Annotated in this window: 13 protein-coding genes; 7 read left to right on the forward strand and 6 right to left on the reverse strand. The window is 47.6% G+C overall.

The window, feature by feature from the left end; all coding sequences use genetic code 11:
- Positions 1-4 precede the first annotated feature (4 nt).
- Both nth and cfa read left to right on the forward strand, forming a co-directional pair.
- Complete coding sequence (gene nth, locus EYB58_RS13875) at positions 5-631, forward strand: endonuclease III (RefSeq protein ID WP_341273360.1); 627 nt, start codon at positions 5-7, stop codon at positions 629-631.
- Positions 632-859: 228 nt separating this feature from the next.
- Entirely contained in the window at positions 860-2002 is a 1143-nt protein-coding gene (gene cfa / locus EYB58_RS13880) for a cyclopropane fatty acyl phospholipid synthase (protein WP_111956319.1), read from the forward strand.
- A 14-nt stretch (positions 2003-2016) separates the two neighbouring features.
- Here the strand turns inward: cfa and EYB58_RS13885 are convergent, their stop codons facing one another.
- From EYB58_RS13885 to EYB58_RS13910, 6 genes are read right to left on the reverse strand one after another with little or no spacing between them, the layout of a single operon-like run.
- A complete protein-coding gene (locus EYB58_RS13885; protein ID WP_111956321.1) occupies positions 2017-3264 on the reverse strand; it encodes a phenylacetate--CoA ligase family protein in 1248 nt (415 codons plus the stop codon).
- Positions 3264-4010: an ABC transporter ATP-binding protein gene (locus tag EYB58_RS13890; RefSeq protein WP_111956323.1), complete on the reverse strand. Its 747-nt coding sequence runs from the start codon at positions 4008-4010 to the stop codon at positions 3264-3266. The genes EYB58_RS13885 and EYB58_RS13890 overlap by 1 nt, the downstream gene beginning before the upstream one ends.
- 11 nt (positions 4011-4021) lie before the next feature.
- Positions 4022-4816: an ABC transporter ATP-binding protein gene (locus EYB58_RS13895; RefSeq protein ID WP_111956325.1), complete on the reverse strand. Its 795-nt coding sequence runs from the start codon at positions 4814-4816 to the stop codon at positions 4022-4024.
- The gene (locus EYB58_RS13900; protein WP_111956327.1) at positions 4813-5769 is read right to left on the reverse strand and encodes a branched-chain amino acid ABC transporter permease; all 957 of its coding nucleotides are present in this window, start codon (positions 5767-5769) and stop codon (positions 4813-4815) included. Before EYB58_RS13900 ends, EYB58_RS13895 begins: the two co-directional genes overlap by 4 nt.
- A 3-nt stretch (positions 5770-5772) precedes the next feature.
- Positions 5773-6648 (reverse strand): branched-chain amino acid ABC transporter permease, encoded by an 876-nt coding sequence (locus EYB58_RS13905; protein WP_111956329.1) that lies wholly within the window; start codon positions 6646-6648, stop codon positions 5773-5775.
- A gap of 12 nt (positions 6649-6660) precedes the next feature.
- Positions 6661-7806, reverse strand: coding sequence for an ABC transporter substrate-binding protein (locus tag EYB58_RS13910; RefSeq protein ID WP_111956331.1), 1146 nt, complete (start codon positions 7804-7806; stop codon positions 6661-6663).
- A 718-nt stretch (positions 7807-8524) separates the two neighbouring features.
- On the opposite strand from EYB58_RS13910, the gene EYB58_RS25005 reads away from it, so the two are divergent.
- The 5 genes from EYB58_RS25005 to EYB58_RS13935 all read left to right on the forward strand — a co-directional run bounded on the left by EYB58_RS25005 (position 8525) and on the right by EYB58_RS13935 (position 15795).
- A complete protein-coding gene (locus EYB58_RS25005; RefSeq protein ID WP_111956335.1) occupies positions 8525-10786 on the forward strand; it encodes an NADP-dependent malic enzyme in 2262 nt (753 codons plus the stop codon).
- 758 nt (positions 10787-11544) lie between these two features.
- On the forward strand, positions 11545-12186 hold the full coding sequence (locus EYB58_RS13920) for a succinate dehydrogenase cytochrome b subunit (RefSeq protein WP_111956337.1): 642 nt from the start codon (positions 11545-11547) through the stop codon (positions 12184-12186).
- Positions 12187-12215: 29 nt separating this feature from the next.
- Positions 12216-14129 (forward strand): fumarate reductase/succinate dehydrogenase flavoprotein subunit, encoded by a 1914-nt coding sequence (locus tag EYB58_RS13925; protein ID WP_111956339.1) that lies wholly within the window; start codon positions 12216-12218, stop codon positions 14127-14129.
- Positions 14129-14896 carry a succinate dehydrogenase/fumarate reductase iron-sulfur subunit gene (locus tag EYB58_RS13930; RefSeq protein ID WP_111956341.1) on the forward strand — a complete coding sequence of 256 codons (768 nt, stop codon included), beginning with the start codon at positions 14129-14131 and terminating at the stop codon, positions 14894-14896. Before EYB58_RS13925 ends, EYB58_RS13930 begins: the two co-directional genes overlap by 1 nt.
- 71 nt (positions 14897-14967) lie before the next feature.
- A complete protein-coding gene (locus tag EYB58_RS13935; RefSeq protein WP_242637360.1) occupies positions 14968-15795 on the forward strand; it encodes a hypothetical protein in 828 nt (275 codons plus the stop codon).
- Positions 15796-15803 lie beyond the last annotated feature (8 nt).

A 15803-nucleotide genomic window follows, 5' to 3' on the forward strand; every position in this document is an offset into this window, starting at 1 on the left:
CTTTGTGTCGATTATTATTGAAAGGCTAAAAGCACACTATCCGGTTGTCAATACACAACTTGATCACACCAATCCCTTTGAGCTGCTCATTGCAACCATCCTGTCTGCCCAGTGCACGGATAATCAGGTGAACAAGGTGACAACAGTGTTGTTTGCACGCTACCCTGATCCAGATGCCCTTGCCGGCGCAAACCTTGATGACATAAAAAAAATAATTTTTTCCACCGGCTTTTACAATAATAAGGCGAAAAATATCAAGGCCTGTGCAAATAAAATTCAAAAAGAGTTCAATGGAAAGGTCCCCCGGGGTATCAATGCATTGACCAGTCTGCCCGGTGTGGGAAGAAAAACCGCCAATGTGGTCCGGTCCGTCTGTTTCAATATCCCGACCATTGTGGTGGATACCCATGTGCTGCGGGTGTCAAGGCGTCTGGGGCTTACCCGTGCGACGGATTCGGTCAAAGTGGAGTTTGAGCTGATGGATATTTTACCCAAGACGGTGTGGAACGATATCGGGCTGCAGTTTATTTATTTTGGCCGTCAAATCTGCCATGCAAGAAAGCCTGCGTGCAACCGGTGTTTTTTTAATGACTTGTGCCCGTTTGCTTTGACAGCCTTGCCTGATGCATGAAGATGATCGGGAGTGCACTTGGCCCAAGGAAAGCAGGCCGATATATAAGGGATTTTCTATTTTTGGTCGTTGAAATTGTTTTTTCTTTATGACAGAATAAATTGTCGTTAATTATAAAAGCTTGGCATCCGATCTGTAAAAATTCGGATGCTCATGTTTTTATTTTAGGTTTCGGTAACTTGTTTTTTTTATCAACGCGGAGAACAGGCCTGAAAAGGAAGGTGAATCGTGAAAGGAGAAAAAGCAAAACAATTTATTAACAACATTCTAACCCCTATGGATATCCGGATCAACGGAAACCGCCCATGGGACATTCAAATCAAAAATCCTAAGTTTTATCAGCGCGTGCTTTCCGGCGGCTCCCTGGCCTTGGGGGAAAGTTACATGGATGGCTGGTGGGACTGCAATGCCCTGGACGAATTTTTTAAACGGCTCTTGGAATACCGGATAGATAAAAAAGCCAAATCCCTGAAACCGACAATTCTCTGGGCGGTTTTTAAAGCCAGGTTTATGAACCTTCAAAGGGGTGCCCGGGCATTTATCATCGGCCGGCAGCATTATGATACCGGCAACGCGCTTTTTAAGGTTATGCTGGACAAGGGCCTGAACTATTCGTGCGGATATTGGCATAATGCCCGCAACCTTGATGAGGCCCAGACTCGGAAATTGGACCTGATATGCCGTAAAATTGGACTAAAGCAGGGTATGACTGTGCTGGATATTGGATGTGGGTGGGGCGGATTTGCAAAATACGCCGCTGAAACCTATGGGGTTAAAGTCAAAGGGGTTACCGTTTCAAATGAACAGGCCGGATATGCCAGAGAACGGTGCAAAAGCCTTGATGTAACCATCGAACTGGCAGACTACCGTGACTTAAATGAAAAATTCGACCGGATTGTTTCCATTGGCATGTTTGAGCATGTGGGATGGAAAAATTACAAAACCTTTATGGCTGTTGTTCACCGGTGTCTTAAAGATGACGGGCTTTTTCTGCTGCATACCATTGCCGGAAATACCCCATCCAGGGATACGGATCCATGGATCGGTACTTATATTTTTCCCAATTCCATGCTGCCGTCCGCCAGCCAGATTTCCCGGGCCGCCGAAGGGTTGTTCATATTGGAAGACCTGCACAGCCTGGGTCGGTACTATGACCGGACCCTTATGGCCTGGTATGACAACTTTACCCAGAATTGGGACCGGCTGAAAGATCAGTATGATATGCGGTTTTTCCGCATGTGGAGCTATTATCTGCTGTCCTGTGCCGCAAGTTTCAGATCCAGAAGAAACCAGCTGTGGCAGATTGTGTTTTCCAAACAGGGCATCGATCGGGTGTTTCGCAGTGAGGGTGAGCTTTTTATTCAACCATGACAGCTTGGGCGTTGTTAAACCCGTTGCTGTGTCAGCCGGATTTTTACTTTGATGCCGTTTTGTTCCGTCAGGGTCTCTTCGGCGTGGGCCATCAACTGCTGCAGATTTTTGATTTCATCTGAAAATAGTTGCTCGTCCATGATCAGTGATATCAATAGTATATCTGCACCGGATCGGCAGGATTTTTCCATGCTACAGCCGATGGTCGGCATCTTTAATGCGATTTTAAGGTTTTCCCTGACCTGGGCCTGGGACACCCGGATGCCTGATATGAGCATGTAATTGTCAGCCTGTTCAGCCAACCACTTTATCCGGGTGGAGGCTGCGCCGCAGGGACACGCCTGGGAAATGAATTGTGCCATGTCACCGGTACGAAAGCGGATCAGCGGGAATGCCCGTGCTGAAAGTGTGGTCAGGACCAGTTCTCCTTTTTCCCCTGCCGGAACAGGCCCGCCTGTGGCAGGATCAATAATTTCGGGCAGGATGTGGTCATCATTGATATGCAGTCCGTCATGATACCGGCACTCATAGGCAATGGCGGGGCCAGGGATCTCGCTTAGGCCGTAATTGAGCCAGACATCCACATGGAGGCTATCCCTCAGTTCGGAAATTGTGTGTCCGTCATCCGGCTCCCCCACAAGGATGATCTGTTTCAGGTTCAGTTCGTTGGGATGGCATTCCCGGTCAAACATGTGGGCTGTCAGATGTCGGGCAAAAACCGGGGTGGTTACAAGGGTGGTTACCTTGTAGTCCCTGAGCACCATAAGGGTCTTGGCCACGGACAGGGGGGAATTGGGGATCACGCCGGCGCCCACGGCCTCGCCCCCGTCTTTGTAATCCCTGGCCCAGTTGGCAAGGCCAGGCGGCAGATGGACCAGGAGAATATCCCTGTCCGTCACATTGGCTTGGGCATAGGCGCCTGCAATCATTTTTTTCCAGATCATCAGATCTGTCTTTGTATATCCGCTGATGGAGGGGCTGGTGCCGGATCCGGGAGCTGTGTGGATGCGCACAATATCCCGCAAAGGAACGGCAAAAAGTCCGTAGGGGTAGTGGGTGGCCAGATGAGTTCTGTCCATGAAGGGCAGCTTTTCAATATCTTCAAGTCCGGTTATGTCAGAGAGGCCTGCTTCCCGGATACGGTTGCGGTGGAAGGGGACATTCTTGCATGCCCGGTTCAATGTGGCCTGCAGCCGCTCAAGCTGACGCTGGGCCTTGTCGTTGTCATCCATATCTGCGGTCATATTTATCTGTTCGGACATTATTGATTCCTTTCGTCCAGAAAGTCTCCATAATCCTTGCCAAGGTAGGCTCGCTTTACATCGTCGTCCACTAAGAGTTCATCTGCACTACCCTGGAGTACCATTTTACCTGTTTCAAGCACATAGCCCCGATCTGAAATTTTCAAAGCGGCCCTGGCATTCTGCTCTACCAGAAGAATGGTCACCCCGCTTTGTGACAGATCCTGGATCGTGGAAAAAATCATCTCCACAATTTTGGGGGCAAGGCCCATGGAGGGCTCGTCGAGCACCAGCAGGGTAGGGTGCGCCATCAAAGCCCTGCCGATGGCAAGCATTTGTTGCTCGCCGCCGGACAGGGTGCCGGCCAGTTGGGCTGAGCGTTCCTTTAAAATAGGAAACATCTGAACCACCCTATCAAGATCTTGGGCCACACGGATTTTTCCCTCTCTCCGGAACCGGGTATATGCCCCCATTTTCAGATTGTCCATAACGCTTAGGGGCGAAAATATCTGCCGGCCTTCGGGCACCATGCTGATGCCCTGCCTGACAATAGCCGGGGCTGACATGCCCTTCAGGGCGTGGCCTTTAAATTCAATTTCCCCGGACCAGTTTTTTAACAGGCCGCACACCGCCGCTAAAAGGGTGCTTTTGCCTGCCCCATTGGCACCGATGATGGAGATCAGCTCCCCCTGTCTCACCGAAAGACTCACGGTGTGAACCACGGCAATATTTCCGTAACAGCATCTTAAATTTTTAATTTTCAGCATAACAAGATGTTCTATCCATTGCCTAGGTAAGCTGACATAACCGCCTCATTTCTCTGGATCTGGCGGGGTGTGCCTTCGGCCAGTTTTTTTCCCTGGTCCAGAACGACCACTTTATCAGATATCCCCATGACCAGGCTCATGTCATGTTCCACCAGCATCATGGTGATCCCGGATTGTTTAATTTTTTGGATCAGTTTGCCAAGGGCGTGGGTTTCAACCGGGTTCAACCCGGCTGCGGGTTCGTCAAGCAGCAATAGCAGGGGCTCCGAAGCCAGGGCCCGGGCAATCTGTGCCGTTTTCTGACGGCCTGCGGGTAGGTCGCCTGCCATTTTATGGGCATCGGCTGCAAGATCTGTGAATTCAAGCAGCTCTTCCGCCCGCCGGCGGGACTGCCGCTCTTCTTTTTTCATGGCCGGTATCCGGGTGACAGCGGCCCAGAAGCCTGCTTTGGTGCGCACATGCATGCCCACCATGATGTTTTCCAGCAAGGTCATGGAGGAAAAGAGCTCCACATGCTGGAAGGTCCTGGCCACTCCTGCTTTTACCAATCTGTGAACGGGCATTTTTCTGATATCTTTTCCATTGAAGACCACCTTACCGGCATCGGGCCGGTAAATGCCGGTGATCATGTTGAACAGCGTGGTTTTCCCGGCCCCGTTGGGACCGATCAGCCCGCATACGATGCCTTTTTCAATGGCGAAACTGATTTTGTCCTGGGCCTTGACTCCGCCGAACATCTTGGTCAAATCCTGGGCCTCAAGGATTTGTTCGGCGCGGATGCCAAGCGTTTGCTGCGACAGTATCATGCCTTGGCCCTCCGGGCTGTGCGGATCATATCCATGATCCCCTGGGTCAGCCCCTGGGGCATGAATATCATGACAAGCATTAAAATCAGTCCGAAAATGATCATTTCGTATTCGGCAAACCCGTGGAGCACTTCGGGCAGAAGGGTCAATACGGCTGCGCCGAGCAGCGCCCCCCATACGCTTGCCATGCCGCCGATCACTACCATGGTGACTATTTTTATGGAAAACATGAATCCAAATGACTCAGGACTGATAAAAAGGACAAAATGGGCGTACAAAAAACCTGCAACCGCGCCCAGCGCCGCTGAAAACATAAATATTTCAAGTTTGAGTAAATGCGTATTGATACCGATGGCAACAGCGGCGTTTTCTCCGTCATGGATGGCCCGAAGCGCACGTCCCGTTCGGGAGGCAAGAAGCCTGCGGCAAATAATCATGGCGGCAAGCACAATGCCCCAGACAAGGAAGTAGTAACTGGCCCCGGACATGAAGACTATGGAGCCTGCCTCCAGCACAGGGATTCCCACAAAACCGGACGCCCCGCCGGTTACATTGTCCCATTCCCGGATCACAATGTTAATAATCATGCCGAACCCGAGGGTGCCCATGGCAAGGTAATAGCCGGAGAGTCTCAGGGTAGGAAGCCCCACAACAAATGCAATGAGCACGGCGGCAGCTACGGCGCACACAAGGGCCAGCCAGGGGTTTAAGCCGTATGTGCCGGAGAGGATGGCCGTGGTGTAGGCGCCAATGCCGTAAAAAGCGGCATGACCTAAAGAGACCTGGCCGGTGTACCCCATGAGCATGTTAAGGCCTAATCCCAGCAGGGTATTAATCCCGATAAAGGTCATGATCTGCAGATAATAGGTGTTTTCCGTGACAAGTCCAAATGTCGACACCGCACAGGCAAAGATCAGGTATTCAATCCAGAGATATTTATTTTTATCCGTCATTATCTAAAACCGCTTGGCTTCTTTGGCCGCAAACAGTCCACCCGGCCGGATGTAAAGAATCAGAAGCAGGAGCACAAACGCTATGGCATCCTTCAGACCCGAGGAGATAAGGCCTGCGCCTAAAGATTCCAGAATACCCAAAAGCAACCCCCCTGCAAAGGCCCCCCACAGGCTGCCAAGCCCCCCGATCATGGCGGCACAGAAGCCTTTAAGCCCAAGGATGGTGCCCATGTCATAGGAACTCATGGTAATGGGGGCAATGAAAATGCCTGCCACCGCCCCGCAACCTGCGCTGATGCCGAAGGCCAGAACTCCCATTTTTTCAGATGGGATGCCTGACAGCCAGGCTGCTTTTTTGTTGACGGCACAGGCCACCATGGCTTTGCCGGTGATCGTCTTTTTTAAGAATAGATGGATGCCGCCTGCCAGCACCAGGGCGGCTGTAACGATCCAGATGCTCTGGGGCAGAAGGGCGGCACCAAAAATTTCAATGGATTCATGGCTGGAAAAGGAGGGCATGCTGAACGGATCTTTTCCCCAGACAATCATAGCTGCGCCTTTCAGGAAAATGCCTGCCCCCACCGTAATAATGATCAGGGTAATCGGTTCGGGATTTCTGGCTGTACGGATGGCAAACCGTTCAAACACCAGTCCCAACATACACCCGGCTGCGACAGCGCCTGCCACGGCAACGGGCAGCGGAAGCCCTAAACGGACCCACAGCGTCACCATGGCCAGCGCCCCGATCATGACAAATTCCCCGTGGGCAAAGTTGATCAGCTCCGTAGAGCTGTACAGCATGGACAGCCCCACGGCGATCACGGCATACACGGCGCCGGTGGTAATACCTGAAAACAGATATTGAACAATTTCCTGCATGAAAACCCCTTGTTATTTTAACAGCGTCCAGGTGCCGTTTTGGATTTCCACCATGACAAAGGCGGCCGGGGAGAGACCGTTATGGTCCTGGGTGGTGAAGTTGAATTCTCCTGTGGCACCCACGTAGTTTTTGGTGGCTTCCAGGTTATCCCTGATTTTTTCCTTGTCGCCACCGCTGCCCTTTAAAGCACCGGCCAGAAGGTTGACGGCATCAAAGGCATATCCGCCGAATCCTGATACGTTTCCAGAATATTTATTTTCATAGGCTTTTTGATAATCTTCAAGCACTTTTTTCTGGGGGTCGGAATCATCCAGAAGGCTGGTCACAAGAATCTTGCCGGTGGGCAGGATATTGCCGTTGGCTGCATCTTGGGCCAATTCAATGAATTTGGGTGATCCCACCCCGTGGCTCTGGTACAGAGGAATGTCGATTTTAAGCTGTTTTGCATTTTTTGCTACCACGGCCGGGCCCGGATTGGTTCCCCAGCACACAATGGCGTCTGGGCCGGCTGCCTTGATTTTCGCCAGCTGGGGCGTGGTGTCGGTATCTTTGGCGCCAAAGCTTTCATTTAAAATCACCTGGATGCCGAATTCTTCCGCCTGACTCAAAAGCTGTTTTTTCCCACTTTCACCATAGGCGTTTGACACCGTAAGAATGCCGATTTTTTTAATGCCGGCGGTTTTCATCTGCTGGTAAACGGCTGCCACGGCCAATAAATCACTCTGGGCGGTTTTGAATACCCAGGGATCCACCGGCGTGGTGATCTTGATGCCGGCAGCACAGCTGATCAAAGGCACTTTGGCCCGTTTGGTGAAATTGACAATGGCAAGGGTGGTGGGCGTGGTGGAAGGACCGATGATGGCGATGACTTGATCCTTGTGGATCAGCTTGTTTACAGCGGATACGGCTTTGGCCGGATCTCCTTCGGAATCATAAATCACCGCTTCAAGCATGTGTCCATCAATGCCGCCGGCTGCATTGATCTGTTCAACCATCATTTCCATGGTTTTCTTTTCGGGGTCTCCCAGAAACGAGGCCCTTCCGGTGACCGAAAAAATGCCCCCGATTTTGTAGACGTCTGCCGCCATGGCCCCTGATACCAGAAGCATCGACAGAATAGTGACTAGCATTGCAAGTACAAGGTGTTTTTGTTTCATGGTAACTCTTCCTTTATTAAATGGTGGTTGTTAAACTTTTGGCGTTCAGCAAAAAAAAACCATGGGCTTTCCGGTTTTTGGTCCGCCAATGGTTTAAGATCCTTTGTCCTCTCTTAAAAACGCTACATCAAGGCTCCCCGGACAGACGGTTTGAAAAAGACACGGCTGAAAAATATAAATATAAAACTAAAAAAACGGTAATTCCCGGTAATCCCTTAATGTTTTTTTATTTTGTGCATCTGGTCTCGGTTACATACCTAAATAAGCGGGCCGTTTGTGTCAAGCATTTTTAACTGGTTTGTTTTGAGATGGACTCTCGTTTAATTTGGTAATAAAATCAAAACTCCTGTTTTTATTCTGTGGAATAACCTCTTTTGTGTTAAAAGTTAATGAAATTCAATGACAAGCCTAAGATAAAAAATGCATACACCCTGTTTTTCGACCCAACTTCGACATTGGATGGCCTGTTGTGTCCATGGGGTTGAATTCCTGCAACGTTGGGATTCATAAGGATCAGAAATACAAGTCAAAACAGTGTTTGGTTCTTGACAAAATTTTAAAAATAGAGCTATTTATCTATATTAAATAAAGAAATTTATCGATGCGATAATGAATAATAGATCGTATCCGGATAAAGATGTAATCAGGTGCGCCTTTATATTTGGAACAGCATCTTGCAATCCCTTCACCTGCCTGATCATAATTAAAGGACGGAATAATGTCACAATTCACTGATGCTCTGGAATATCACCGGAGTGGTCGTAAAGGTAAAATTGAAGTCATCACTACCAAGCCATGCGAAACAAGCAGAGATTTGTCTCTTGCCTACAGTCCAGGTGTTGCACTACCCTGTCTGGCAATTGAAAAAGAACCGGGGATGGCCTATGAATATACAGCAAAGGGAAATCTTGTCGCCGTTGTTTCCAACGGGACGGCAGTACTTGGTCTTGGAAATATTGGTGCGCTTGCCAGTAAGCCGGTTATGGAGGGAAAGGGTGTTTTGTTCAAAAGTTTTGCCGATATCGATGTGTTTGATATTGAACTGAATACCAAAGATCCGGATGAATTGATCCGTACAGTGCAGCTGCTTGAGCCAACCTTTGGGGGTATCAACCTGGAAGATATCAAAGGGCCGGAGTGCTTTTACATTGAAGAAGAGCTGCAAAAAACTATGAATATTCCGGTGTTCCATGATGACCAGCATGGAACGGCGATTATTGCAGCCGCCGGCATGGTCAATGCCATAGAGATTGTCGAAAAAAAGATTGAGGACATGAAGGTTGTCTTTAATGGGGCCGGCGCCGCCGGTATTGCCTGCGCCAACCTGCTAATCTCCATGGGTGTCGACAAAAAAAATCTTATCCTTTGCGACTCCAAAGGTGTCATTTATAAAGGCCGCACTGTGGGTATGAACCCGTACAAAGAGCGCTTGGCGCTGGAAACGGATGCCCGTACGCTTGAAGATGCGATGAAAGGTGCGGATATTTTTTTCGGGGTTTCAGTCAAAGGGGCCCTCACCGCAGACATGCTGCGCACCATGGCCAAAGACCCCATTGTTTTTGCCATGGCTAATCCTGATCCTGAGATTACTCCAGACGATGCAAAATCGGTGCGCGGTGATGTTATTATTGGCACCGGGCGCTCCGACTACAATAACCAGGTAAACAATGTCCTGTGCTTCCCGTTCCTATTCCGTGGTGCTCTGGACACCCATGCCAGTGCCATTAATGAAGAAATGAAACTGGCGGCCGTTCATGCCCTTGCCCAACTGGCAAAAGAAGATGTCCCGGATTCGGTACGCCGGGCCTACCGCAACAGTGACATTGCATTCGGGCGGGAATATCTTCTCCCCAAACCTTTTGATCCGCGGGTTTTGTTACACATGGCGCCTGCCGTTGCCAAGGCCGCCATGGATTCCGGTGTCGCCCGCAGGCCCATCCCGGACATGGCGAAATACGTTGAACACCTGGAAGCGCTTCAGGGACGATCAAAAGAGATTATGCGTACCATGATCAACAAAGCTAAAGCCGCGCCTAAACGGGTGGTCTTTCCGGAAGGGAAAGAAGACAAAATTTTACGTTCGGTACAAGTCCTGCTGGACGAAAAAATTGCCACTCCGATTCTTATCGGCGACGATAAAGTTATCCGCGAAAAAGCCAAAGACCTTAATATTGATTTGCGTGACACGCAAATCATCACCCCCCGCAACAGTGAGAAACTCGAGGCATACACGGAAATACTTTTTAACAAACGTAAACGCAAGGGTATGACACGCTATGATGCCCGGCACCGTTTGCTGAAGAATGGAAATTATTTCGGCGCCATCATGGTGGAACAAGGAGATGCGGATGCCCTGCTTTCGGGCATCAACGCCAATTATCCTGAAGTCATCTCACCGGCTATAGAAGTGATCGGAAAAAAGGACGGTTTGTCCAAGGTGCATGGCCTATACATGATGGTCTTCAAGAAAAAGGTGATCTTCTGCGCTGATACGACCGTTACTATTGAGCCGACTGCAGAAGAACTGGCTGAAACTGCTATCCTGGCTTCTGAGCAGGCACGGTATTTTGATATAACACCACGCGTTGCCATGCTCTCCTTTTCCAACTTCGGCAGCGCCTATCACCCATTAACCCTGAAAGTGCAAAAAGCAACCGCCTTGGTCAAGAAATGGGCTCCGGAACTAACGGTAGACGGTGAAATTCAGGCGAATGTTGCCCTGGATCCCGACATCGTCAAAAATCAATATCCCTTCTCAAACCTCAAGGGAGATGCAAATGTTTTTATCTTCCCGGATCTACAATCGGGTAATATTACTTATAAAATGTTGGCTAAGCTAGGGAACGCGGTTGCTGTCGGCCCCATCCTCATGGGAATGAAAAAACCCATCCATGTGCTGCAGCGTGCAGATGATGTCTCAGACATTGTCAACATGGCGGCAGTGGCAGTCAACGACGCGCAAATGAACGAGATGGCATAATTCTCTTTCCCAGTCCGGATAAGTGGCGTACGTTAAAAGCAGGGGGTGCTGCAAGAACAGAAAAGCCGGCCTCCCTGCTTTTTGTTATGGAGAGTGTATACCTTTGTTGATTTTGTTTTTTTGTTAATAATTTTTCAGGTGTAAATCAAAATAGGTTATCACTACCCCGCTTTTACCCACAATAAAATATATAAGTAATTGAACGACTGATTAGGGCCTTGCATATAAACGTTGTGGGTAATATTTGACCAGATAAACCATCACTTTTTAACGATTTTCAGGTAAATCACCTCGTGTGATTGACGTAAAAAAGCAGATAAATGCTTATATGATCAGCACTGCCTCAGTCATGGTCTTGTCTGCCCATCAAACCAATCCATATTGTATAAGAATTGTATTAGAAAAACTCATTAAAAACAGTGTGTTGAAAGCCCCATGTTAAAAGTGAAGTCTTTGAAAATATTAGCAAAATGGTAGAAAGATAAATTGGAAATTTTATATTGACAATTCAATATGTATTGTTTATACATTTTAAGCTCCTTTAGTTCGTATGCATTCGACAGGGCTTGGCTTTTGATTGGTATTACAATTAGGTATATATATAACAATATTAAACAAAAAAGGAGGGATACAAGGAGGGAGATAAAAAATAGTGGCACTGTTTCGCTGAATACGATTTAGTATTTAATTTCATTAAAATTTAAGGCAATATTACATGAAACGCATGTAGTGTTGCTGAATTTAGAAAGGATTAAATTATGAACTGGCTGGTACGAACTTTTAGCTGCTCTGTAGCCAAGAAGCAGTTTATGGCAGTAACCGGTCTCGCTTTCTGCCTCTTCCTAACAAGCCACCTCATTGGCAACCTGTTTGTTTATGGCGGAAAAGATGCTTTTAATGCTTATGTTGAGCATCTTCATTCACTTGGGATTCTTATCCATATCGCGGAAGCGGGTTTGATTGTTTTTGCCCTGATTCATATCGGCATGGCACTTATTCTCTATTTTCAAAACCTTGCTGCAAGACCTGTTAAATACAAAAAAAAGAGTAACGCCGGCGGCCGGACATTGGCATCGGCCACTATGCCTTACACAGGTCTTTTTATATTGGTTTTTATAGCGATCCATCTTATTGGCCTTAAATTCGCTGATCATTCTACCCAAACGACATTTGATGTCACAGCTGGGGTTCTTTCTCAGCCTGTTTATCTTGTGTTTTATATTGTATCTTCGATTGTGGTGGCATTTCATGTGAATCACGGTTTTTGGAGTGCTTTTCAGTCCTTTGGCGCCAGTCATCCGAAGTATACGCCTATTGTTAGAGGGTTCGGCATACTTTTTAGTTTGGTGATCGGGGTGGGCTTTGGTTTTATTCCTATCGCTTTAAATATGGTTTCATAGCTATAACTATCAATTAATCAGGGGGATACATGCAATTAAATTCCAATGTTCCGTCCGGTCCTCTCGAGGGCAAATGGGATAGATATAAATTTGATTTAAAAAAAGTCAATCCTGCAAATAAAAGAAAATTTGAAGTCATCGTTGTGGGAACAGGTCTTGCTGGCGGTTCAGCCGCAGCAACTATGGCAGATCTTGGGTATCATGTAAAAAATTTCTGCATCCAGGATACTCCGCGAAGAGCGCACAGTATTGCTGCTCAGGGCGGCATCAACGCAGCAAAAAATTATCCCGGTGACGGAGATAGCGTATATAACCTTTTTTATGATACAATCAAGGGCGGCGATTACCGCGCAAGAGAAGCAAATGTCTACCGTCTTGCCCAGAATGCTAATGCCATTATTGACCATTGTGTTGCCACAGGTGTTCCCTTTGCAAGAGAATACGGTGGGCTTCATGCCAACCGGTCATTCGGCGGTGCCCAGGTTTCACGTACCTTCTATGCTAGAGGGCAGACGGGACAGCAGTTGCTTCTGGGTGTTTATGGGCAGCTAAGCCGTCAGATCGGTCTTGGGGGTGTGGAGATGTACTCCAGGCGTGATATTCTTGATATCGTGGTTGTAGACGGTTGCGCCAGAGGTGTTGTCTGCCGTAATCTGGTAACCGGAGAAATTGAGAGTCATTCAGCCCATGCCGTAGTTCTTGCCACAGGCGGATACGACAATGTATACTTTTTGACCACCAGTGGTATGCATTCCAATGTCTCTGCATGCTGGGCAGCTTATAAAAAAGGCGCTGCCTTTGCCAATCCCTGCTATACCCAGATCCATCCCACATGTATTACTGTGCATGGAGACTATCAGTCTAAACTGACGCTTATGAGTGAAAGTCTTAGAAATGATGGTAGAATTTGGGTTCCAAAGAAAGCTGGAGATAACCGCAGTCCGGATCAGATCCCTGAAAACGAAAGGGATTACTACCTGGAACGTAAATATCCAAGTTTCGGTAACCTTGTTCCTCGCGATGTTGCTTCACGTAATGCAAAAATGGCGTGCGATGAAGGAAGAGGCGTTGGAAACACAGGCCTTGCCGTATATCTGGATTTTAGCGAGGCAATCAAACGTGATGGAGAAGATGTCATCAGAGCAAAATACGGCAACCTTTTCCAGATGTACGATAAGATTCAGGATGAAAATCCGTATAAAGTGCCCATGAAGATTTATCCTGCCATTCATTATGTTATGGGCGGTACCTGGGTTGATTATAACCTTATGACAACCCGTGACGGACTTTTCTGTCTGGGTGGCGCCAACTTCTCTGACCACGGCGCAAACCGTCTTGGTGCAAGTGCGCTGATGCAGGGCCTTTCAGACGGATATTTTGTTCTTCCTTATACCATCGGTGGATACCTTGCAACCCAGTCTCTGGCGGATGTAGACACTTCTCACCAGGCGTTTAAAGATTCAGAAAAACAGCTTAATGAGAAATTGAACAAGCTTATGAATATTAACGGTAAGAGAACTGTCGATGATATTCACAAAGAGCTTGGGCATTATATGTGGGAATATTGTGGCATGGCCCGTAATGAGGCAGGGCTGAAAACAGCGCTTCAAAAAATTCCTGCACTTCGTGAAGAATTCTGGCAGAATGTTAATGTTACAGGAAGCAGCAAAGATTTTAACCAGACTCTGGAAAAAGCCTACAGACTTGCGGATTATCTTGAATTCGGGGAACTTCTGGCTCGTGATGCGTTGACCCGTGAAGAATCCTGTGGTGGCCATTTCAGGGAAGAGTCCCAGACAGAAGAAAACGAAGCCAAGAGAGATGATGAAAATTTCTGCCATGCAGCTGCCTGGGAATATGCCGGTGAAGGCAAAGATCCTATATTAAATAAAGAGCCACTTGTTTTTGAGAGTGTGAAATTAACGCAAAGGAGCTACAAGTGATGGAAGAAAAATTTATCAATCTAACACTAAAGGTCTGGCGCCAGAAACAGGGTGAGAAAAAAGGCAAAATTGAGACCTATCAAGCCAAACATATATCCACTGATGCCTCTTTTCTGGAAATGCTTGATATCGTAAATGAAGATCTTACAATTAAGGGCATAGAGCCCATTGCCTTTGATCATGACTGCCGCGAGGGGATTTGCGGAATGTGTGGCCAAGTTGTAAACGGGTACGCTCACGGTGAAGAGAAAGGAACTACCCTTTGTCAGCTTCACATGAGACGTTTCAAAGATGGCGACACCGTATTTATTGAACCCTTCAGGGCAAAAGCGTTTAAGGTCGTAAAAGATCTTGTTGTTGATAGAAGCGCCTTTGATAAAATTATCCAGGCCGGTGGGTATATCACTGCTAAAGCCGGTGGTGCTCCCGACGCAAATACTTTCCCGGTTACCTATGAAACATGTGAACTTGCTATGAATGGAGCAGAATGTATTGGTTGCGGCGCATGTGTTGCTGCATGTCCGAATGCTTCTGCAATGCTCTTTGTCAGCGCTAAGATTTCCCATCTTGCTCTGCTTCCCCAGGGTAGACCTGAAGCAGCTAAACGCGCATTGGCTATGGTAAGAGCTATGGATAGCTGTGGTTTCGGCAACTGCTCAAACGAAAGAGAATGCGAAGCGTCATGTCCTAAAAATATTGAAATCACCAATATTGCTCGTTTGAACAGAGAGTTCCTGTCAGCAGGAGTTTGTTCTACAGCGATGTAAGATCAAAGTAAGAAAACATTACAGGGTGGGACTGTATTTGTCCCACCTTTTTAATTTAAAGAAGTAATGCCGTGAAATCATCTCCAATCAGCAAGCTATTGCAGGAACATAAAGCCCTTTTCACTATCATTGTTGTGGGGCTTTTTTTGCTTGAACTCGAAATTTTTGCCTTGGCAGTCATGCAGTCAGGCAAACAATCCGTCCTTCAGGTGCTCGATAACCAGGGCGATGTCATACACGAAACCAGTGGAAGTAATCTAAGCGATTTTAACAGGACTAACTTCGAGAAGGTATTCGGTTCCCTTGATCAGTACACGGTGCGACTCCATAAGCACGATGCACCGTTTCCATTTCGGGCCTGGTTCGTGGCGGCTATCTGCATTCCCATTGGGGCCATGATGCTATTTGCGTTTGTCGTCAAAGCTTATCTGGTGATCTTTCATGGAGAGAAGGTAGATAAGATGGCAGCCGGGGATTCCGGTTCTGTAAATGAACCAGACGTTGAAAGTAAGCTGGAGTCGACATTGAACCGTATTGGCCGTATGAATATTTTCAATATTGGCTTTTTGGTATTCATTGGGGTGATTTCATACTGGATCATTCCCAACATGTTCACCTACCTGGGACAAGTCGGGTTTGATTTTTTTATTCAGTACGAATGGGTTTTTTTCGTGTTGATAGGAATCGTTGTCTGCGTATGTCTTTGGATTGTTTATCTGCGTTACCTGCTTGCCAAAAAAAGCATCCAAAGCCATACCGAATTGCAAAAGCATCGCATCAGTCTGGAGTATCATGCCGGTTCCAATCAGCCGCTTCAGCTTGAAGGGCCATCTGATACAAATCAGGACATCATTGATTATAAACCCGAAAAAACAGAAGAGACAACACCCCCGTCCTGAAAAATTGG

It is taken from the genome of Desulfobacter hydrogenophilus (assembly GCF_004319545.1).
Lineage (GTDB): Bacteria > Desulfobacterota > Desulfobacteria > Desulfobacterales > Desulfobacteraceae > Desulfobacter > Desulfobacter hydrogenophilus.